Here is a 20,258-nt window from a genome sequence, read left to right as displayed (position 1 = left end):
ACAACTATTTGTGTATCTTGAGGCTATAAATTTAACTCCCCCAAGAAAGGAGGAGTTAGTAGTTTATTTGCTGCGATCAACTCGATTTTTTAGTAGAAGTTTTCTTCCGGCTGCGAGTTGATTTTTTGCTGGCTTTCTTTTCTGCTAGTAATTCCAGGGCTTTTTCGAGGGTTACTTGTTCTGGTTTTAATTCGTCAGGAATCGAAGCATTAGTTTTGCCGTGTTTGATGTAGGGACCGTAGGGACCTTCGTAAATATCGATCGGTTCGTTGTCCTCTGGATGATTCCCTAATTCGCGCAAAGGTGTTTTGGCTTTTCTAGCACCGCCACCGCGTCCCCGCTTGGGTTGGGCGAGAAGTTCTAATGCACGTTCTAGTTGAATTGTCAAGATGTTGTCTTCAGCTTTGAGAGAACGATAATCTTTGCCTTCTTTACCGCGATCGTGAACGACGTAGGGACCGAAACGTCCTAATCCAGCTTTGACCTTCGCTCCGGTTTCCGGGTGAACGCCGAGAGTTCGAGGTAGAGAAAGTAAACCAACGGCCATATCTAGGGTGACATCTTCAGGTTTAGTACCTTTAAGCAAAGAAACTTGTTTAGGTTTCTTGTTAGTGTCACTTTTATCGCCAAGCTGGACGTAGGGACCGTATTTGCCGATGAGAACATAAATCGGTTCGCCTGTTTCGGGATGCAAGCCAATTTTTTCGGGACCTTCAGTTTTTTGACGCAGTAGCATCTCGACTTGTTCGGGATTGAGATCTGCTGGTGTCAAATCTTCAGGAATAGAAGCAGTCACAGGACCACTACCATTTTCAGCTTCGATGTAAGGTCCGAATTTACCAATTTTGACTTTAGCATCGAGATTTTCTAGCGCGATCGCCTTTGCCACATTGGGGTCAATTTGATTTTCTCGTTCTTTAACTTGATGTTCTAAACCTTGTTCTCCCAAATAAAATTCTTTCAGATAAGGTAGCCATTTGGCTTCTCCGGTAGCAATCTCATCAAGAGTTTGCTCCATTCTTGAAGTAAAGCTAGTATCTACCAAGTCAGGAAAATGTTCTTCTAGCAAACTACTAACTGCAAAGGCGGTAAAAGTAGGAATCAAGGCATTACCGCGCATTTGGGCATAACCTCGGTCGATAATCGTGCCAATAATGCTGGCGTAGGTGGAAGGACGACCAACTCCTTCATTTTCCAAGGTTTTCACTAACGACGCTTCGGTATATCTAGCAGGCGGTTGAGTTTCATGGCTAACCGCCTCTAACTCTTGACATTCAGGATTATCGCCCACTTGTAATGGTGGCAGATTGACTTCCTGATTTTCGATCGCCGCATCGGGATCGTCAGAACCTTCCACATAAGCGCGGAAAAAGCCAGGGAAGTCAATCCGTTTCCCAGAAGCGCGAAAACCTGCATCTTCCACATCCAGATTAACCGTAATCATCGTTAATCTCGCGTCCGCCATTTGAGTAGCGACCGTCCGTTTCCAGATTAGATCGTAAAGTTTGAGTTCGCGGTCAGCCAAACCCGTACTTTGGGGAGTACGAAAACTTTCCCCAGCCGGACGAATCGCTTCGTGGGCTTCTTGTGCGCCCTTACTTTTCGTTTTATACTGGCGGGCTTTGGGCGAAAGGTATTCTTTACCATACATTTGCTCAACACAGCTTCTCGCCGCCGCGATCGCCTGCTCAGACAAATGTACTGAGTCAGTACGCATATAAGTAATAAAACCTTTCTCGTAAAGGCTTTGGGCTGTCCGCATCGTATCCCGCGCCGACATATTCAATTTTCGGTTTGCCTCTTGTTGCAAAGTTGAAGTAGTAAACGGTGGGTAAGGTTTGCGTGTCGTCGCCCGTTCATCAATTTCCCTAACTCGCCACGTTTTATCCTCCAAGCGCGATCGCAAAGCTTTCGCTTCAGCTTCATTCAGCAAAACCACTTCGCGTCCTTGAGCAATTTGACCTGTATTTTGGTCAAAATCGCTACCCGTAGCAATTTTTTTCCCAGCCAAAGTAATTAACTTGGCTTCAAAAGCCATTTTCTCTTGTTCGAGAATAGCTTTGAGGTCCCAATAACTTCCTTGTTTAAAAGCGCGGCGCAAACGTTCTCGTTCGACTAACAAACGAACCGCCACCGACTGAACTCTACCTGCGGAAAGCCCCCAAGAAATTTTCTTCCACAGCAAAGGCGAGAGAGTATAACCGACTAAACGGTCTAAAATTCGGCGAGTTTCTTGGGCGCGAACCAAATTATCATTAATGTTGCGTGTATCGTGCAGCGCTTTGCGAATTGCCTCTTTCGTAATTTCGTGAAATACCATCCGTTTGACCGGAATTTTCGGCTTTAGTAGCTCGTACAAATGCCAAGAGATACTTTCTCCTTCACGGTCTTCATCAGTAGCGAGAATTAATTCATCGGCTTGTTTGAGAGCTTGTTTGAGTTCTTTAACAACCTTTTTCTTTTTACTAGGAATAACGTAGATCGGTTCAAAGTCTTTCTCTACATTAACTCCTAGCTGCGCCCAATTTTGGTCTTTGTATTGTGCGGGAATTTCGTCGGCTGACGAAGGTAAATCGCGAACATGACCCATCGATGCCTCCACACGATAACCCGCCGGGAGGTAGTTACGAATGGTTTTTGCTTTGGTAGGAGATTCGACAATAACGAGAGTTGACATAGGAGTTGATCTTTCTAGGAAAAATAGCAATTAGTGGTATTTGCACGCCTAAATGATTTAGGGAACGATTACTTCTGTTATAGCTAATAGGGATTGGGGATTAGGGATTGGGGATTGGGGATTAGGGATTGGGGATTAGGGATTAGGGATTAGGGATTAGGGATTGGGAGATAAGGGAGACAAGGGAGATAAGGGAGACAAGGGAGACGAGGGAGACAAGGGGGATAAGGAGGAATTGAGAGATAAACTGAGAACTTGAGAACTGTTCACCAATAACTGAACCAACTCACCAGTCCCCAATCCCCAGTCCCCACCTCACCAGTCCCCACCTCACCAGTCCCCAATCACCAGTCCCCACCTCACCAGTTTCCAGTCCCCATTCGGCGATCGCACAGTTAATACTGTCCACAATAACGATAATTACTGCTAATTTGCCAAACTGTCGAGCAGAAAATCCCGATCGCGATTGAGATTCGAGGCAGATTGCACGTTACAATCCAAATGTATTGCTTTTCGTTAAGATTTGCTAATCAGGGCTGAGGTTAACCCTACCCAGTCTTGAGTTTGGATTGTGACTGAAGGGGTTCAACTTATCAAATATGGACTTTGCTAGCAATGTCGCTACTCAGCTTAATGCTGGGACAATTTTACCCGAAGGAATCATCATTATCACTTTATTGGTGGTCTTGGTGGGAGATTTGATTCTGGGACGGAATTCGGCGCGTTGGCTGCCTTATGCAGCGATCGCGGGAATTCTTGTCTCGGTTGTAGCACTTTATTTTCAATGGAACAATCCTCAGCCGCTTGGTTTTCTAGGTAGCTTTAATAGTGACAATCTCAGTATTGTTTTCCGCGCGATCGTTGTTCTGTCAACGGCGGTGACAATCTTGATGTCAATTCGCTATGTAGAACAATCTGGTACTTCTTTAGCCGAGTTTATCGCGATTATGCTGGCGGCGACGCTCGGAGGAATGTTTTTGTCTGGGGCGAATGATTTGGTAACAATTTTTATCTCCCTGGAAACGCTGTCGATCTCTTCTTACCTGATGACAGGTTATATGAAGCGCGATCCTCGTTCTAACGAAGCGGCGCTGAAATATCTGTTAATTGGGGCTTCTTCTTCGGCGATTTTTCTCTATGGTGTTTCTCTGCTTTACGGTTTGTCTGGCGGACAAACGATTCTCAGTGCGATCGCTGCGGGAATGGCGCGAGTTGAAGGTACAGATTTAGGATTGGCAGTTGCTTTGGTTTTTGCGATCGCGGGGATTGCTTTTAAAATCTCGGCTGTACCTTTTCACCAATGGACTCCTGATGTTTATGAAGGTTCGCCGACTCCGGTAGTGGCTTTCCTTTCTGTGGGTTCTAAAGCTGCTGGTTTTGCTTTGGCAATTCGCCTCTTAGTTGTGGCTTTTGCTGGTGTCAGTGAAGAATGGCACTTTATTTTTAGCGCCTTGGCAGTCCTGAGTATGATTTTGGGTAATGTCGTTGCTCTTGCTCAAAGCAGCATGAAACGAATGTTAGCCTATTCTTCAATCGGTCAAGCTGGTTTTGTGACGATCGGTTTAATTGCAGGTACTGATGCAGGCTATTCCAGCACGATTTTTTATCTGCTGATTTACCTGTTTATGAATTTGGGCGCTTTTACTTGTGTCATTCTCTTCTCTCTGCGTACTGGAACCGACCGAATTAGCGAATATGCGGGTTTGTATCAAAAAGACCCTCTGCTAACTCTCGGCTTAAGTATTTGCTTACTTTCTTTAGGTGGAATCCCTCCTTTAGCAGGATTTTTTGGCAAGATTTATCTGTTCTGGGCTGGCTGGCAAGCAGGACTTTATGGTTTAGTTTTGCTCGGTTTAATTACCAGTGTGGTTTCGATTTACTATTACATTCGCGTTGTCAAAATGATGGTGGTTAAAGAACCGCAAGAAATGTCTGACACTGTGAAAAATTATCCTGAAATTCGCTGGAATTTACCGGGAATGCGTCCTTTGCAAGTCGGTTTAGTTCTCACGGTGGTAGCGACTTCCTTAGCGGGAATTTTATCTAATCCACTCTTTACTTTGGCAACAAAATCGGTGACTACTACACCAATTTTGCAATCTAGTGCGATTAATTCTTCTGTTACTCAGGTATCAGTTGTAACTCCAGTAGAACAAGATTGATTGTTCTTTTTTGGGGCTTTATTCCCCGAAAAAATTCAGTTGAGAAACTAAAACCTTAAGTTTGACTCTCTCCCTCCTTTAAGGGGGGAGATTCTGTTTGCAAGAGCAGCGATCGCTAAAAACAAATCCCTAAAAACAAAAAGTTATAATTTCTGGTTCGAGTGCTAAAACCCTGACACCCTGACTAGAAACCAAACTATCCCATTCTTCGATAAAATCAAAATAAGCTGTCACCAGGATCGAGATTGATGAATGAGATTGAAGCGTTGAAAGAGGAACTCAAGCAAACTCGGCTAGCTTACTATCTAGCTGCTCAAATGAGTGAATTCAAAGGAGGTTTTCTCGCAAGAACTTCTCACGAGTTGCGATCGCCTCTCAATAGCTTAATTGGGCTTCATCAATTAATTTTGTCAGATTTATGCGATTCTCCGGAAGAAGAACGGGAATTTGTCGCTCAAGCTCATCAATCTGCCCTGAAACTTTTAAACTTGTTAGATGAAATTGTTAATGTCTCGAAAACTGAATATGGCTCAAATCCCGCAGATATTAAACCCGTACAGTTGGTACAAGTATTAAATGAAGTGGAAACTTTGATGCTGCTGCCAGCAGCTAACCGTAGCTTGAGACTTAATCTAACTCTACCTTCAGAAAAAGTTTATGTCCTGGCTGATTTCCGCCGCTTACAACAATCCTTAACCATGTTAGTCGATACGGCGATCGCCAAAATGGATGAAGGGACAATTGCTCTCTCTGCTGAGAGTAATCCTACGACAAATACAGCACAAATCTACCTCGATATCCACTCTCCAACTACTATTTGGAGTGAAGCCGCAGACTTGCTCCAACAACCCGTAACTCCAGTTACACCAGAATCAGCTAAAAATCCCCAAGCAAAATCTCTTCCTTCACCCGGAATGAAGCTTTGGCTAGCTCAAAGCTTAATCGAATTAATCGGAGGAAAACTTGAGGTTGTCCCTGTTTCTCTGGAAGAAAACTCTCAACCGCTTACACGGCTACTGTGTTCGCTTTCTCTTGCTGATGCTGCTGCTGTAGCACGGGAATTGGCTGATTAACATTGTTATAAAGCACCATTGTCGTGCTGCTATTTTCTTGAAAACCAATTCGCTGGTAAAAGCTTTGTTTGTGAGTAGTCATTAAGTAAACTCGCTCGACTCGATTTAAGCGAGGATGACTTAAAACACTTTCGACTAATTTGCGACCTAAACCAACGCCGCGATACTCTGGATGAACAACTACATCCCAAATTGTAGCGCGGAAAATGCAGTCTGAGGTAGCTCGGGCAAATCCAATCAGTCGCTCTCCATCCCAAACATTAATTACTGGATCGCTATTGGCGATCGCGATTTCCCATTCTTCTCTTGTTCGCTCTACTGCCCAAAAAGCACTTAATTTAAACAGTGCTTGCAGTTGCTTATAGTCGGTCTTTGTCTTGTCAGCACAAAATAAAATGTTACTGCAATCCATTACGAGCAATTCCTAATTTTTTTCGCTTACTTACTGTGTTTTTTCAGGTGAAAAAATTTTTGCCTTTCTCAGTTAGCTCCTAGCTTCGAGCGCTTTGCTTCTAACTACTTATCGAGACTGTTTTTTCCCTTAATATTTCTACACAGTCGTGGCTTACAATTTTTAATTGTAACGATCTTGACAGAAGTTGCAATAGTTTTACCGTTGATTTTGTCTGCATTTGTTGACATAAAAATCGGGGTGGAGATTCCCCACCCCAGTAAACCGAAAAGCTTAATTAATTATGACAACCAACGCACAGCATCTTTCGCGTGATATGTCAAGATTAAATCGGCACCAGCGCGTTTAAAACTAGTCAAAGTTTCCAAAACAATTTTTTCTTCGTCAACCCAGCCATTGAGGGCAGCAGCTTTAATCATCGAATACTCACCAGAAACATTGTAAGCAGCGACAGGCAAATTAGTTATTTCCTTAACGCGCCAAATAATATCCATATAAGCCAAAGCTGGTTTAACCATTAACATATCAGCCCCCTCAGCAATATCCAGGGCAACTTCCTTAAGTGCTTCTGTACCATTAGCCGGGTCCATTTGATAAGTGCGGCGAGATCCAAATTGAGGCGCGGAATCAGCCGCATCGCGAAAAGGTCCATAATAAGCAGAAGCATATTTAGCAGCATAAGACAAAATCGGTGTATTCTCAAAGCCAGCCTCATCCAAACCTTCGCGAATAGCTTGCACAAAACCATCCATCATTCCCGAAGGCGCGATAATATCTGCACCAGCCTTAGCTTGAGAAACAGCAGTTTTTTTCAGCAACTCCAGCGTCGGATCGTTTAAAACTCTACCTGTCAAATCGCCTACTTGCAAATAACCACAGTGACCGTGATCGGTATACTCACACAAACAAGTATCAGCAACAACGACCAAATCCGGTACTGCTTCCTTAACCGCAGTGGCAGCTTTTTGGACAATACCACAATCGTGCCAAGCACCAGTCGCTTCAGTATCCTTATTTTCTGGAATACCAAAGAGAATAATCGCCGGAATCCCCAAATCGTAGACTTCCTTGGCTTCCTCAACAATTTTATCTATCGATAACTGATAAACCCCAGGCATCGATTTAACTTCTTCGGCGATGCTTTCCCCTGGTACAGCAAAAAGGGGATAAATCAAATCATTAGCAGTCAAGATATTTTCGCGCACCATACGGCGCAGAGAATCACTTTGACGTAGACGGCGGGGGCGATGAATGGGAAACATACTTTGTTGTTAAAAACGAATTTTCTTAATTTGACATCTCAAAATAGTGTAGAGCGATCGCTGCATCCTCACACCAGAATTGTAATGTTTGGTTACTAGCAAAAAAAAATAACAGGCATCCCCAGAAGGATACCTGTAACTTGACTAGCTCAACAAACTAAGCTTGCATAGCTTGTAACTCATCTGCGGTATAAACGCTGACTTTCTTACGGCTTCTACCCTTTCTTTCAAAAGTTACGATTCCATCGATCAAAGCAAACAAAGTATCATCATTACCGCGACCGACATTATTTCCCGGGTGAAACTTAGTCCCGCGCTGACGTACTAAAATATTACCCGCACGAACTACTTGACCGCCATAACGTTTAACTCCCAACCGTTTCGCATTAGAGTCGCGACCGTTACGCGTACTACCAGTTCCTTTCTTATGAGCCATAATTTCCTCTTTTTTCCTTGATAGTTTTACTGAGAATGTAACTCTTTCTTATTTTTATTTTATTCAGAAGCAGTAGACTCAGCAGGAGTTGCTTCTGCTGACTCGCTAGCAGCCGCTATTACCGTACCATTAAGATTAATCGAGTTAATCATCAAGCGAGTTAATTCTTGGCGATGTCCTCGCTTTTTCCGAGTTTTCTTTTTCGGTTTCATTTTATAAACGATGACTTTACGACCGCGCAAGTGTCGCATTACCGTACCTTCTACAGTTGCACCTTCAATGAAAGGCTGACCGATACTGATTTCGCCATCGTTATTTACCAGTAAAACTTTTTCGATGGTATGATTTTCGTCTTCTGCTATAGGTAGCAGTTCGATGTCATAAAAGCGACCGGGTTCAACTTTAAGTTGCTTGCCCCCAGTTTCAATAATTGCATAAGTCATGAGATTTTCCTTTTAGTTGCCGTACAGGTAGCCGAATTTCGGCGTTTGTCATGTCTCAACCTGGTCCGAGCAGGACTTTAGACACGCGATCTATCATGATATTTGATTAGTTACTCTTTTGTCGAGTTTTAGAGATTGGGGATTTCAGTTAGTAGTTATCAATAATCAGTGAACAGTGGGGATTGCCAATCACAGAGATTAAAGAAGATGGAATTAGAAGAACCACAGATTCGAGGGTAAACTGGTAACTGTTCACTGTTCACTGTTGACTGACTGCGGATTAGGGATTGGGAAACAAGGAGGAAGGAGGAATTAATTGGGGACTGGTGATTGGTAACTATTAACTGGAATGAATCTTTCTGAAGAAGAGAAAGTAGAGTTAATTGCAGCAGCTAAAACTGTTACAGCTAAAGCTTATGCACCTTATTCCGGTTTTCGAGTAGGTGCAGCAGTTTTAACTGAAATGGGTAATATTTTTGTTGGCTGTAATGTAGAGAATAGCTCTTATGGGATGACAATTTGTGCTGAACGCACGGCGATTGTCTCGGCTGTAACGAAAGAAGGAGGAGATCTGATGAGAATTCGGGCGATCGCGATCGCTCCCGTTACTTTTTGTTCTCCCTGCGGTGCTTGCAGACAGTTTATTTATGAGTTTGGTGCTGATGCTGTAGTTATCTTTCCGGGGCGAGAAAGAATTAAAGAAGTTTTGGCTAGAGAATTGTTGCCAGAAGGATTTTCCTGGAGTCAGAATTTTGCTCGCGATTGAAATGATTAAGAGGCGATCGCCATTTTACTCGTGGGCTGATTGTTCTCCCTGCGGTGCTTGCAGACAGTTTATTTATGAGTTTGGTGCTGATGCTGTAGTTATCTTTCCGGGGCGAGAAAGAATTAAAGAAGTTTTGGCTAGAGAATTGTTGCCAGAAGGATTTTCCTGGAGTCAGAATTTTGCTCGCGATTGAAATGATTAAGAGGCGATCGCCATTCTACTCGTGGGCTGAAAATTGTTTCCCTGAGCGATCGCTGGTTCTCGCGATTCTCTTTTTAAGTTCTGGTCTTGATTTTCTAGCGCCTTACTCCGCACTAATTGTCTGGATTCTTGTTTTACTCTACCTTCCATTGCTTCTGCCTGTAAAGTCATGAAGGCGGTAAAGTCTTCGCGATCGTATTTATTTCTTAACAACTGCCGTAGTTGATTTTCGGCTTCGATGCTCAAAAATCCGCTTGTAATTGCTTGTTTAACGATTTTGTGCATTGCACCCATTGAATTACTCCTCCTGATTAGCTAAAACCAAAAATTTAATTAAGAATTTCCTTTAGGATTGTTCACGTATGTATGTTAAACAATGTGCGATCGCCTTGTATCTGTCTAAAGGAATCTGTCGAGTGGAGGAAGATTTTTTTTCAGGGTTTTTACTGAGATTAGTTGCCTGATTTAGTCATTAAATTTTCCTTTTAGAAGGAAAATTATTCACTTATAACAGTTTTAATTGTTTTTCTCCTCTAGCTTGCGGTGGAAATTAAGCGATTCATCGATTTTCAAAGAGATAAGCATCGTGGATAATTTAACTTAACTTAATAACTTGTTGCTATATTGATAACTGCGATCGCGAGGAAAAGAAAATAACCATCGCTAAACCCTAAATACACAAAAGAGAAATTTAGTCAAGAGTAAGATCGCGGAAAAGAAAAAAGCAAACAGATGTCGTTAATCAAGCTTGCAATGTATCCAGAGCAATAACTGGAATTAGTGAGAAGCTTAGATCGTAATCTTTATCGGAGTATGTCACAAAGCAGGTCAGATTATTGGCAAAATATCAAATATAGCGAATTGCAACTTGCACAGCTATCTTATTAATTTGTACTAAGTCAATTGAACTGCATTAATGAAAACCTACCTCGCCGCCGCGCTCCAAATGACCAGTAAACCTGACCTCGAAAAAAACTTAGTCGAGGCAGAAGAACTCATCGAACTTGCCATCCATCGCGGTGCAGAGTTAGTAACTTTACCGGAAAACTTCTCATTTTTGGGCAAAGAATCAGACAAAATCGCTCAAGCCGCAGCGATCGCTGAAAAAAGCGAAAAATTCCTAAAAACGATGGCACAACGCTACCAAGTCACAATTGTTGGTGGTGGCTTTCCCGTACCTGTAGACAGTACCAGAGTTGCCAATACGGCTGTTTTAATCGATCCTAGCGGAACCGAACTTGCTCGTTACCAAAAAGTCCATCTCTTTGACGTCAACTTACCCGACGGTAACACCTACAGAGAATCACAAACAGTAGTAGCAGGGACGCAATTACCACCAGTCTGCTTCACAGAACAACTAGGTAATTTAGGCTTATCTGTTTGCTACGACGTTCGTTTCCCAGAACTTTACCGCCACCTTTCCAGTAAAGGTGCTGACGTTTTGTTCGTTCCGGCGGCATTTACCGCTTATACAGGAAAAGATCACTGGCAAGTGTTACTTCAAGCCAGAGCAATTGAAAACACTTGCTATGTAATTGCTCCAGCCCAAACCGGGCGACATTACGAACTGCGCCAATCCCACGGTCATGCGGCGATCGTCGATCCTTGGGGAGTAATTTTAGCCGATGGGGGAGAAAAGCCCGGAGTAGCGATCGCCGAAATTAATCCTCAACGACTCAAACAAGTTCGCCAGCAAATGCCCTCTTTACAACACCGAGTTTTTGTCTAAAAGCAAAAAACTCAAACAAAAACTGGGTAGCCACTCATAGCTACCCAGAAAATTATTTTAAGCCAACTGAATTGCTTTCAATTAAACAGAAGCAGTCGCCTTAGTTTTAGCAGCCAATTCGCCCTTAGCATACTTAGCCGCAAAATCATCCAAAGTCATTTGCTTAATCTTGCTAGCATTACCAGCAGTACCAAAAGCATCGTAACGCTTCAAGCATACTTGCTTCATATACTGGATCGAAGGCTTCAAGAAGTGGCGAGGATCGAAGTTAGAAGGATCTTTAACTGCTGCTTCGCGAATAGCCGCAGTAATTGCCAAACGGTTATCAGTGTCGATATTTACTTTGCGAACGCCACTCTTAATACCTTTTTGAATTTCTTCAATTGGTACACCGTAAGTTTCAGGAATTGAACCACCGTACTCGTTGATCATATCAAGCCATTCTTGAGGCACTGAAGAGGAACCGTGCATTACCAAGTGAGTATTCGGTAAACGGCTGTGAATTTCCTCAATGCGGCTGATTGCCAAAATTTCGCCAGTAGGCTTACGAGTAAACTTATAAGCACCGTGGCTTGTACCAATAGCAACAGCGAGAGCATCAACTTGAGTACGTTCAACGAACTCAACAGCTTCATCAGGATCGGTCAACAACTGCTCTTTAGTCAAAGTACCTTCAAAGCCGTGACCATCCTCTTTGTCACCTTTACCAGTTTCCAAAGAACCCAAGCAACCAAGTTCACCTTCAACGCTAGCACCAACTGAGTGAGCAACTTTTACCACTTCAGCCGTGACGTTAACATTGTAGTCAAAGCTAGCAGGCGTTTTCGCATCTTCTTCCAAAGAACCATCCATCATCACGCTAGTGAAACCGTTCCGGATAGCAGAATAGCAGGTAGCAGGACTATTACCGTGGTCTTGGTGCATCGCCACAGGAATATGGGGATAGGTTTCTACTGCTGCTAAAACTAAATGACGGAGGAAGTTTTCTCCTGCGTATTTACGCGCACCGCGAGAAGCTTGCAAAATAACTGGGCTATTAGCTTCTTCAGCAGCCTGCATAATTGCCAGGATCTGCTCCATGTTGTTTACGTTATAGGCTGGAATACCATAGTCGTTTTCTGCCGCGTGATCCAACAGCAGTCGCATTGGTACGAGCGCCATAAATTTCCTCCTGTTTATTACTTTTTGTTAGAAAGTTACTTCTCTTATTTGTCAATCTTAAGATATTTTTCAACTTCTGACGAATTGTTTTTGCCGATTTGGGTGTATTACTTTTGTCGATCTTGCTGATGACTAGGCTTAAGGGATGATTCGCTGGCGGAAATTTGCCAATCGCGAGTAACTCCCGAAACCCAGAATTTCCTAGAATTCCGCTAGATTTATCTACCTCTAACTCCCGCAAAAATTTTTGCCTGAGTTAGCTAAAAAATGGGTCGCCTGGGATTCGAACCCAGAACTTATCGGTTAAAAGCCGAGTACTCTACCGTTGAGTTAGCGACCCGCGAACTTTCCGCTTTGTTCGCGCCGTTTCTAAATATAACACAGTTTTTTAGAAATAGGAACCCTCGCCGCAAATTATTTTTTTGTCCCAGGAGTAAAGCACGGCTAAAAGCATTATCACAGGTACATAACTTCCATTGCCACTGTAGCTTCACAGGTAGCTCCTGGTTCCAGATGAGTCAATCTTTCGCCAGTATTGAGTGCGTTACGCAAAGCACTCCAAGGTTCGAGACAAACATAATCTTTTCCTTTTACTGTCCAAAAAACTAAGGCTGAATAAAGTTCAGAATAATTGATTGTAATTTTGAAGCGACGGCGGTTGTGAGTAATCGAGGCTGAGTTTTTCGTCACTGGAAAAAGGGCGACATCAATTTCGTCAGCATCGAAATCAAAGCTACCCTCAAAAGGATAAACTTCCTTAGTATCTTGGGCTTGAATCTGAGAAGCAGGAAGATCGAAACTAAGTAGCTTTTTGTCAGCAATGAGAAAATAGGGATGCAAACCAGTGGAAAAGGGCATCGTGGTTTGAGAGTTATTCGTGTAGCGCTGGTGAATTTTTAAACTATTTTCTTTGAGTTCGTAGGTGAAAGCGAGTTGAAACTTAAATGGATAGACAGCCAAGGTTTGCTCATTGCTGTTGAGAACCAGAGTAATACTCGCTAGATCGTCAGTTTCGGTATTGGTTACTTGCCAAGGAAGATCGCGAGCAAAACCGTGTTGTTTGAGACTGTACTGTTCGCCTTGGTAAGTATAAACATCATTAGGTAGATTACCGCAAATGGGAAACAAAATGGGTATTCCGCCCCGGACACTCATCTTCGGGTTAGCGAAGCGTTCCGCATCTAAATAGAGAAGATCTTGCCCTTGGATGCGCCACTGAGTAATTATTCCACCTCGTTCCGGTACTACCTCCAGACGAGACATAGCTTCTTCATGAGAGAGAATATAAGTCTGGTACTGCTCTTGCTTGACTGCGATCGCGAACACCGTTTTTATCCTTTTTACTTGATAGCTTCTACTTCAATAACAGATTTTGATCCCTAAACTCTAAATATTTGCCTAAATGTAAAACCTTGTCACAATTGCCTTTTTGTGCTTAATTGTCTGGATTAGGGCTGATTGTGATCGAGATCCTCGTCCTGAGTTGAGGACGATCGCACTTGTGAAGGAATAGAAATCATTTTTTATAGAGAAAAAAGATCGGATACTAAATATATCTACCATCTAGAAACGCTCTTAGAAGTTAGTGCAATGATTAACACGCTTGTACAATCAGCTTTTCAAACAGGGTGCTTGAGCGTTGCTTCCGAAGGTCTGATTCGTCAGTTGTTAGCGATGAAAAGTTATCAACCCGCAGACCTAGAGATCCTCGCTGTTCTCAGTGAAGCATTAAACTCAGGGCAAATTCAACGGGAATTGCGATCTGCTCAAAACTTGCAGTTTGCCATTAACTAAACGAATGTTTTTATTTTTACTTTTACCTCTCGCTAAACTCAAGCAGTGACCAAGTCTGCATAGCGAGAGGCATTTATTACCAAAGTTGCATCAAGAAAAAGCTGAGAGCGGCACTTCCTAGGGGTACGGTAAGATTGTCAATGCCTAGTTTAGAAAAAGCTTCTAAAGTGGTAGCAGCGATCGCCACCAGAGAAGAAACTAAGATTATTTGGGCGATCTGGCTGCCCAAAGTCATCAAAATGAGACTACAGACGACAAAACTAACTACTGTCATCGTTAGGGAACCTTCCCAACTTTTGCCGATTCCCCAAACTTGATAGCGATGTTTACCGAAACGCCGTCCAATCACCGCCGCAAGTCCATCTCCCCAAGCCATTACTAAAATACCGATCGCTGCGTACTCTGGTAAATTTTGCGGAAAAAACCAAGCAACTAAGATCCCGACACTGAGAGCATAGAAAAAGGTTCCGAGGCTTTGTCGTCCGACGCTGTTAATACTAGGCAAAATTGGCAAAAAATAAGAAACTAAAGCGATCAAACTCGCGATCGCAGCAGCGCCAATCCCCACCCAAGCGGGAATTTCTAACCACCAAGCTAAGATAATCACATTCCCGACACCAATGTGAACCACCTTACGAGTAAATTCAGCATCGGCGGTGGATAAACGATTTAATCCCTCAGCTAACAGGACAATAACGACTAAATAGAGAGTCGTTACACTGAGAGGAGTCAACCAAGATAAAGATATAGTAGATTCAACCAAGGGGATACAACTTAAAAACTAAAGCGATTTACCAAGAATGTCGCCTATTAACACTGTATTAGATTAGCGTTATCTGATGAAAAGTATCTTAATCTGGTTAATTAAAGGTTACAGAATATTTATTTCGCCTTTGTTTCCGCCAGTGTGTCGTTTCCAACCTACTTGTTCCCAGTATGCGTTGACGGCGGTGCAAAGGTTTGGTTTTTGGCGCGGTAGCTGGTTGGCTGTGCGCCGAGTTTTACGCTGTCATCCGTTGCATCCCGGAGGCTACGATCCCGTTCCTGATTCGGTTGAAAAGAAGAGAAACTAAAATGCAACGTCTCTAATTCTATTACCTTTGAGTTGAGAAACTATGAAACCATATCAACAGATTAAAATTAGCGAATCTGGGGAACCGCTTGTAGCAATTCCTTTAGAGCGGTTTGCGGTAGAGTCGCCCCATCCCTATGTCAAACTAGGTGCTGATTATGGTGGAGTTAACCCTTATTATTTGCGCTTGGGGGTAGTTAAAGCTTTAGTTACGGCGCAAAATTATTTAGAACAGTTGTCTCCGGGTGGGAAAATTCTGATTTTTGATGCTTATCGACCTGTGGCAGTGCAGCAGTTTATGGTAGATTACACTTTCGCTCAGGTGTTGCAAGAGCGGGGCTTAAGGAAAGAGAACTTATCGGAACCAGAAAGTCAAGCAATTTGGCAAGAAGTTTACCAACTTTGGGCAATTCCCAGTTTAGATCCAGCAATGCCGCCACCTCATGCGACTGGTGCGGCAGTGGATGTGACATTAGTGGATGAAGAAGGGAAAATAGTTGAGATGGGTTCAGAAATTGACGAACTATCGCCGCGATCGCAGCCGCTTTTTTATGCTCAAGATAGCAGCAGTGAAGGGAAAAAATATCACGCCAATCGAGAGTTATTGCACCAAGTGATGCTTAAAGCAGGGTTTCAGCGCCATTTGGGTGAGTGGTGGCATTTTTCCCTCGGAGATCAAATGTGGGCTTGGTTGCACGAACAAGCAAATCCTGGTGATAATTTTGTGGCTCGCTATGGCAGAGTCGCTGAATCTGGTTAAGAGCAAGATAATCTAATAAATGAAGATAAATGACTGTTGTCGAATAGTGACGAGATTCTGATTTACTATGCGCGTTTATGTTTTATTGTTCAACGCCCGGACGGAAAATGAGGGTATCCACACGATTCAGATTGGATCTCGCAATAAGGTGTTGATGTTTAAGTCGGAAGATGATGCGATTCGTTTTGGTTTGATGTTGGAAGCACAAGATTTTCTCACACCAACGGTGGAAGAGTTTGAATCGGAGGAAATTGAGGAGTTTTGCCGTGAAGCTGGTTATGATGCTGAGTTGATTGAGGAAGATATGTTAGCTGTTCCCCCAGAAACGAATGTTGAACAAACGGAATGGAATGCCGAAGGTAAACCTTCATCAGCAGCAGAAGCCTCAGAAATGTCCGATTTAGACGCTATTCGCCGCAGATTGGAAGGTCTTTTGTAGAATTAAACTTCAGGTAAGAGAAGGCGGAAGGATGAAGAATTTCGAGTCTAGAGGTCATCTGCTCACAGAGCAGGTTAACCCGAATAGCGAAGATCTCGATCGCTTAACTTCGTTGGAATTGGTGGATCTGTTTAATCAAGAGGATGCGAAAACGCTCTCAGCGATCGCTGCGGCTCGTTTTGAGTTAGCTAAGGCTGTGGAGATTATCGCTGAGGCGCTGCGTCACGGAGGTAGGTTATTTTATATTGGTGCGGGAACGAGCGGACGTTTGGGGGTTCTCGATGCGGCTGAATGTCCGCCGACTTTTTGCACTCCTCCGGAACTGGTTCAGGGGATAATTGCTGGGGGTGCGGGTGCGCTGGTGCGTAGTTCGGAAGATTTGGAAGATCGAGCTGAAGATGGAGCAGAAGCGATCGCTCAACGACAAGTACATGACTTGGATGTGGTTGTCGGGATAACGGCTGGAGGAACTACACCTTTTGTTCGTGGTGCTATAGCCGCAGCTAAAGCGAGAGGAGCAAAAACAGTGGGAATTGCTTGTGTTCCTGCGGATCAGGTTCGGTGGGATGTAGATGTGGATATTCGCTTGTTGGTAGGTGCAGAAGTTCTGGCTGGTTCGACTAGACTCAAAGCCGGAACGGTAACAAAAATGGCTTTAAATATCTTATCTACAGGCGCAATGGTACGCTTAGGTAAAGTTTATGGTAATCGCATGGTCGATGTCGCTGTCACCAATACCAAGTTACGCGATCGCGCTGTGAGAACGATCCAAGATTTAACCGATTTAAGCCGCGATCGGGCTAGCGAATTGTTAGAAAATAGCAAAAAGCGAGTTAAACTAGCCCTACTGATGCACTGGAGCGGCTTAGATGCTGAAGAAAGTTCTCGCTTGCTTACGAAATATCAAGGTAATCTCAGAGCAGCACGGGAAGCGGTAAAACAAAAATAGGGAAATTTATCAACCAAGTTTTCCGAGCGATCGCAACTGTTTAAATCATCAGACTAATCACTAAAAAAATGTTTAACGGATCGGATACTATTGCAACATTTTCCATTGTTCTCGTCGCTTTAGGTATTCTCATTTGGGGCTACAATCGAGCCAGGTCTTATGGCAAACTAGGGATCTTGGCTTGGTTACAATCGGTAGTTCTCATGGCTCCCTGGCTGTTATTTTTCGGCTTGTTTTCTGCGGGAATTTACCTCAATTTAGTCGGTATTCTCTTTTTGCTAGTCGCTTCGGCTGGAGGTTACATTTATTTAGGAAGGCGATTGCGTCAAGAAGGTCAAGATGCGATCTTACGCGAACGTGCTTCCCAAAGATTAAAGGAACTTGAAGCTGAGAATAATGCTGAGGGTGAGGTACGCGAGTCTTCAGAACCAACAGACAATACAGAAAACGCATACCATAACGTCGGTGCAGCGATCGCCCCAGAAGTGCTTCCTATTCCTGACGATGACCTCAAAACTATTAAAGGTATTTTTGGTATTGACACCTTTTTTGCTACCGAAACTATTTCTTATCAAGAAGGAGCCATTTTTCGCGGTAATTTACGCAACGACCCCGATCGAGTTCATTCGCGTCTTTCAGCTAGTTTAAAAGAACGTTTGGGTGAAAAATATCGACTCTTTTTAGTCGAAAGTCCGGAAGGAAAACCTGTGGTTATTATTCTCCCTAGTACGGATGACCCTCAGCCTGCTACTATTGCTCAAAAAGTCTTGGCTGTGGTGCTTTTTGTCGCCACGATTGCTACCAGTTTAGAAGCAGCAGGAATCCTCCTTGGTTTTGATTTCTTTACCGATATTTCTCGTTTCCAAGAGGTGCTACCTCTGAGTTTAGGACTGTGGACAATTCTAGCCGCTCACGAAATTGCTCATCAAGTAATAGCCAAAAAATACGATCTTCGCTTTAGTTTTCCTTTCTTTATTCCTAGTTGGCAAATTGGTGCTTTTGGGGGAATTAATCGTTTTGAATCTTTAATTCCTAGCCGCACTGCACTTTTTGATGTGGCTTTTGCAGGTCCGGCTATTGGGGGAATTATCTCGCTTTTAATGTTAATTGCTGGATTAATTCTTTCTCATCCTGGTAGTTTATTCAAGTTACCTACTGAGTTTTTCCAAGGTTCGGTTTTGGTAGGAAGTTTAGCAAAAGTCGTCTTAGGTTCTGCTTTACAAGAACCAATTGTTGATATCCATCCTTTGACTATTATTGGTTGGCTAGGTTTAGTGATTACGGCTTTGAATTTACTTCCCGCAGGACAGTTAGATGGAGGTAGAATTGTTTTAGCTATTTATGGACGCAAAACAGCCCGACGCACGACAATTGCTACTTTAGTTTTGATTGGAATTGTGGCAATTTTTAATCCGAGTAATCCCATTCCTTTGTATTGGGGAATTTTGATTCTTTTCTTGCAACGAAATTTAGAGCGTCCTAGTTTAAATGAGTTAAGCGAACCTGATGATGCAAGAGCAGCTTTGGGTTTATTGGCGCTATTTTTAACTCTAGCAACTTTGATCCCTTTGACTCCTAGTGTCGCAGGAAGTCTTGGTATTGGTGGTGGTTAAAAATAGTCGTAGAGACGTTGTAGACAGCGTCTCTACAATCTCGTATTCAAAGAAACACAAGCTAATCTAAAAGGTCAAAGAAAATGCTTTAAATATTATCTAAATATTGAGCAGTTTGACTCTTTAAAAATCAATAATTTATAGCTAATATTTTTGATTTTATCTGAGAAGAAAAACCCTCAATAATTCCCTAGGAACTTAGAATTATTAATTGAAAATTGACTGACTTTAAAGGATTTATTACTAACTTATGAAGCCAAGTTATCAAGTTTGGAAAACAGAAGAAATCTCGAAAAAATTCCTCGAAGGTGTACGAAGTGCAATTCCTTTAGCCGCAGAACAAATTGAGATTTTGCTGAGAGTTATTCGGCTGACTCAACCACAAGTAAACTCTTTTTTGGATTTGGGTTGCGGTAACGGTATTTTAGGTAAATCTATTCTTCAGAATTATCCTCAAGCAAGAGGAGTATTTTTAGATTTTTCGGAAACAATGTTATCTGCGGCAAAAAATAGTTTAGCTAATCGCGATTACCAAATTGAATTTTATCAAGCAGATTTTGGGAAGAAAGATTGGCTGAAAACTATTAATAATGAAAAATCTTTCGATGTCATTGTTTCTGGTTTTGCTATTCATCACCAACCAGATACTCGCAAACAAGAAATTTATGCAGAAATTTATGATTTACTGAAACCAGGTGGTTTGTTTCTAAATTTAGAACATATTGCTTCTAAATCTGCTTGGGGTGAAAAAGCTTTTGATGAGTTGTTTGTTGATTCTCTGTATTCGTTTCATCAAAGTCAAGGAGTGCAGAAATCTAGGGAAGAAATAGACAAAGAATATTATACTCGCGCTGATAAAGTGGCTAACATTCTCGCATCTGTGGAAATTCAATGTGATTGGTTGAGGGAAATTGGTTTTATTGATGTAGATTGTTTTATGAAGCTATTTGAAATTGCTTTGTTTGGTGGTTTGCGACCAAAACTAGGAGAATAAACAGGTATTCTTAGTTGATTGGAGAAAAAAAATAGATCGAGAATAGTTTAACAACTCATTAATTAAGGGTTAATCTTGCCAAATTTGTTAGCTTTGATACTGAAATTATTGTCAAAATGTATTTAGCTTTTATTGGTGATTCTTTTGTCAATGGCACTGGCGACAAGGCTTGTCTCGGTTGGACGGGTAGGATTTGCGCTGATGCTTGTCAGCAAGGCTACAATATTACTTATCTTAACGTCCGGAGAAGACCCTCACTATTAGTGACGGGATGAATCCGGACAATCTTGGTTTTGAACGTATATTTTAAGTTCC

At 42.6% G+C, this 20,258-nt stretch carries 23 protein-coding genes and 1 tRNA gene; 13 read left to right on the top strand and 11 right to left on the bottom strand.

From position 1 onward, the window contains the following. Nucleotides 1–76: 76 nt before the first annotated feature. A complete protein-coding gene (topA, locus tag G3T18_RS14630) occupies nucleotides 77–2,677 on the bottom strand; it encodes a type I DNA topoisomerase (protein ID WP_224411305.1) in 2,601 nt (866 codons plus the stop codon). 286 nt (nucleotides 2,678–2,963) lie between these two features. Next, complete coding sequence (locus G3T18_RS25565) at nucleotides 2,964–3,086, bottom strand: hypothetical protein (protein ID WP_263480422.1); 123 nt, start codon at nucleotides 3,084–3,086, stop codon at nucleotides 2,964–2,966. Nucleotides 3,087–3,276: 190 nt separating this feature from the next. On the opposite strand from G3T18_RS25565, the gene G3T18_RS14625 reads away from it, so the two are divergent. After that, nucleotides 3,277–4,839: an NAD(P)H-quinone oxidoreductase subunit N gene (locus G3T18_RS14625; protein WP_224411304.1), complete on the top strand. Its 1,563-nt coding sequence runs from the start codon at nucleotides 3,277–3,279 to the stop codon at nucleotides 4,837–4,839. Nucleotides 4,840–5,087: 248 nt separating this feature from the next. After that, nucleotides 5,088–5,912 (top strand): sensor histidine kinase, encoded by an 825-nt coding sequence (locus G3T18_RS14620; RefSeq protein ID WP_224411303.1) that lies wholly within the window; start codon nucleotides 5,088–5,090, stop codon nucleotides 5,910–5,912. Here the strand turns inward: G3T18_RS14620 and G3T18_RS14615 are convergent. From G3T18_RS14615 to rplU, 4 genes are all read right to left on the bottom strand, one after another. Beyond that, nucleotides 5,845–6,324, bottom strand: a complete 480-nt coding sequence (locus G3T18_RS14615; protein WP_224411302.1) for a GNAT family N-acetyltransferase — start codon at nucleotides 6,322–6,324, stop codon at nucleotides 5,845–5,847. The genes G3T18_RS14620 and G3T18_RS14615 overlap by 68 nt on opposite strands. Before the next feature lie 281 nt (nucleotides 6,325–6,605). Then, on the bottom strand, nucleotides 6,606–7,586 hold the full coding sequence (hemB, locus tag G3T18_RS14610; RefSeq protein ID WP_224411301.1) for a porphobilinogen synthase: 981 nt from the start codon (nucleotides 7,584–7,586) through the stop codon (nucleotides 6,606–6,608). Nucleotides 7,587–7,743: 157 nt separating this feature from the next. Beyond that, nucleotides 7,744–8,022: a 50S ribosomal protein L27 gene (gene rpmA / locus G3T18_RS14605; protein WP_224411300.1), complete on the bottom strand. Its 279-nt coding sequence runs from the start codon at nucleotides 8,020–8,022 to the stop codon at nucleotides 7,744–7,746. Nucleotides 8,023–8,081: 59 nt separating this feature from the next. Next, on the bottom strand, nucleotides 8,082–8,465 hold the full coding sequence (gene rplU, locus G3T18_RS14600; RefSeq protein ID WP_224411299.1) for a 50S ribosomal protein L21: 384 nt from the start codon (nucleotides 8,463–8,465) through the stop codon (nucleotides 8,082–8,084). Between the two features lie 349 nt (nucleotides 8,466–8,814). On the opposite strand from rplU, the gene cdd reads away from it, so the two are divergent. Together cdd and G3T18_RS14590 are read left to right on the top strand one after the other, a co-directional pair. Continuing rightward, the gene (gene cdd, locus G3T18_RS14595; RefSeq protein ID WP_224411298.1) at nucleotides 8,815–9,231 is read left to right on the top strand and encodes a cytidine deaminase; all 417 of its coding nucleotides are present in this window, start codon (nucleotides 8,815–8,817) and stop codon (nucleotides 9,229–9,231) included. Further along, the gene (locus G3T18_RS14590; RefSeq protein ID WP_224411297.1) at nucleotides 9,218–9,424 is read left to right on the top strand and encodes a hypothetical protein; all 207 of its coding nucleotides are present in this window, start codon (nucleotides 9,218–9,220) and stop codon (nucleotides 9,422–9,424) included. Before cdd ends, G3T18_RS14590 begins: the two co-directional genes overlap by 14 nt. Before the next feature lie 5 nt (nucleotides 9,425–9,429). Here G3T18_RS14590 and G3T18_RS25765 read toward each other — a convergent pair whose 3' ends face one another. Beyond that, nucleotides 9,430–9,726, bottom strand: a complete 297-nt coding sequence (locus tag G3T18_RS25765; RefSeq protein ID WP_318013979.1) for a hypothetical protein — start codon at nucleotides 9,724–9,726, stop codon at nucleotides 9,430–9,432. Nucleotides 9,727–10,348: 622 nt separating this feature from the next. Here G3T18_RS25765 and G3T18_RS14580 point away from each other — a divergent pair. Then, nucleotides 10,349–11,161 carry a carbon-nitrogen hydrolase family protein gene (locus tag G3T18_RS14580; protein WP_224411296.1) on the top strand — a complete coding sequence of 271 codons (813 nt, stop codon included), beginning with the start codon at nucleotides 10,349–10,351 and terminating at the stop codon, nucleotides 11,159–11,161. Nucleotides 11,162–11,242: 81 nt separating this feature from the next. Here G3T18_RS14580 and fba read toward each other — a convergent pair whose 3' ends face one another. From fba to G3T18_RS14565, 3 genes are all read right to left on the bottom strand, one after another. After that, nucleotides 11,243–12,322 (bottom strand): class II fructose-bisphosphate aldolase, encoded by a 1,080-nt coding sequence (gene fba / locus G3T18_RS14575; RefSeq protein ID WP_224411295.1) that lies wholly within the window; start codon nucleotides 12,320–12,322, stop codon nucleotides 11,243–11,245. 268 nt (nucleotides 12,323–12,590) lie between these two features. Continuing rightward, nucleotides 12,591–12,662, bottom strand: a tRNA-Lys gene (locus tag G3T18_RS14570). A 116-nt stretch (nucleotides 12,663–12,778) separates the two neighbouring features. After that, a complete protein-coding gene (locus G3T18_RS14565) occupies nucleotides 12,779–13,648 on the bottom strand; it encodes an aldose epimerase family protein (RefSeq protein ID WP_224411294.1) in 870 nt (289 codons plus the stop codon). A 264-nt stretch (nucleotides 13,649–13,912) separates the two neighbouring features. On the opposite strand from G3T18_RS14565, the gene G3T18_RS14560 reads away from it, so the two are divergent. Beyond that, the gene (locus G3T18_RS14560; protein WP_224411293.1) at nucleotides 13,913–14,116 is read left to right on the top strand and encodes a hypothetical protein; all 204 of its coding nucleotides are present in this window, start codon (nucleotides 13,913–13,915) and stop codon (nucleotides 14,114–14,116) included. Nucleotides 14,117–14,192: 76 nt separating this feature from the next. On the opposite strand, the gene G3T18_RS14555 is transcribed toward G3T18_RS14560, so the two are convergent. Beyond that, nucleotides 14,193–14,879, bottom strand: coding sequence for a diacylglycerol/polyprenol kinase family protein (locus G3T18_RS14555; RefSeq protein ID WP_224411292.1), 687 nt, complete (start codon nucleotides 14,877–14,879; stop codon nucleotides 14,193–14,195). A 76-nt stretch (nucleotides 14,880–14,955) separates the two neighbouring features. On the opposite strand from G3T18_RS14555, the gene yidD reads away from it, so the two are divergent. The 7 genes from yidD (at nucleotide 14,956) to G3T18_RS14520 (ending at nucleotide 20,218) form a co-directional block, all read left to right on the top strand. Next, complete coding sequence (gene yidD / locus G3T18_RS14550) at nucleotides 14,956–15,189, top strand: membrane protein insertion efficiency factor YidD (RefSeq protein WP_224411291.1); 234 nt, start codon at nucleotides 14,956–14,958, stop codon at nucleotides 15,187–15,189. Nucleotides 15,190–15,231: 42 nt separating this feature from the next. Next, nucleotides 15,232–15,948 carry a M15 family metallopeptidase gene (locus G3T18_RS14545; RefSeq protein WP_224411290.1) on the top strand — a complete coding sequence of 239 codons (717 nt, stop codon included), beginning with the start codon at nucleotides 15,232–15,234 and terminating at the stop codon, nucleotides 15,946–15,948. A gap of 67 nt (nucleotides 15,949–16,015) precedes the next feature. Beyond that, the gene (locus tag G3T18_RS14540; protein WP_224411289.1) at nucleotides 16,016–16,387 is read left to right on the top strand and encodes a DUF3110 domain-containing protein; all 372 of its coding nucleotides are present in this window, start codon (nucleotides 16,016–16,018) and stop codon (nucleotides 16,385–16,387) included. Nucleotides 16,388–16,418: 31 nt separating this feature from the next. Continuing rightward, a complete protein-coding gene (gene murQ, locus G3T18_RS14535) occupies nucleotides 16,419–17,336 on the top strand; it encodes an N-acetylmuramic acid 6-phosphate etherase (protein ID WP_224411288.1) in 918 nt (305 codons plus the stop codon). 68 nt (nucleotides 17,337–17,404) lie between these two features. Continuing rightward, nucleotides 17,405–18,949: a site-2 protease family protein gene (locus tag G3T18_RS14530; protein ID WP_224411287.1), complete on the top strand. Its 1,545-nt coding sequence runs from the start codon at nucleotides 17,405–17,407 to the stop codon at nucleotides 18,947–18,949. Between the two features lie 250 nt (nucleotides 18,950–19,199). Continuing rightward, nucleotides 19,200–19,943 (top strand): class I SAM-dependent methyltransferase, encoded by a 744-nt coding sequence (locus G3T18_RS14525; protein WP_224411286.1) that lies wholly within the window; start codon nucleotides 19,200–19,202, stop codon nucleotides 19,941–19,943. Nucleotides 19,944–20,059: 116 nt separating this feature from the next. Beyond that, complete coding sequence (locus G3T18_RS14520) at nucleotides 20,060–20,218, top strand: SGNH/GDSL hydrolase family protein (protein ID WP_224411285.1); 159 nt, start codon at nucleotides 20,060–20,062, stop codon at nucleotides 20,216–20,218. Nucleotides 20,219–20,258: the final 40 nt, after the last annotated feature.

Source organism: Oscillatoria salina IIICB1 (genome assembly GCF_020144665.1).
Taxonomy (GTDB): domain Bacteria; phylum Cyanobacteriota; class Cyanobacteriia; order Cyanobacteriales; family SIO1D9; genus IIICB1.
The sequence above is the reverse complement of the archived record's forward strand: the minus strand, read 5'-3'. Positions and strand labels throughout refer to the sequence as shown.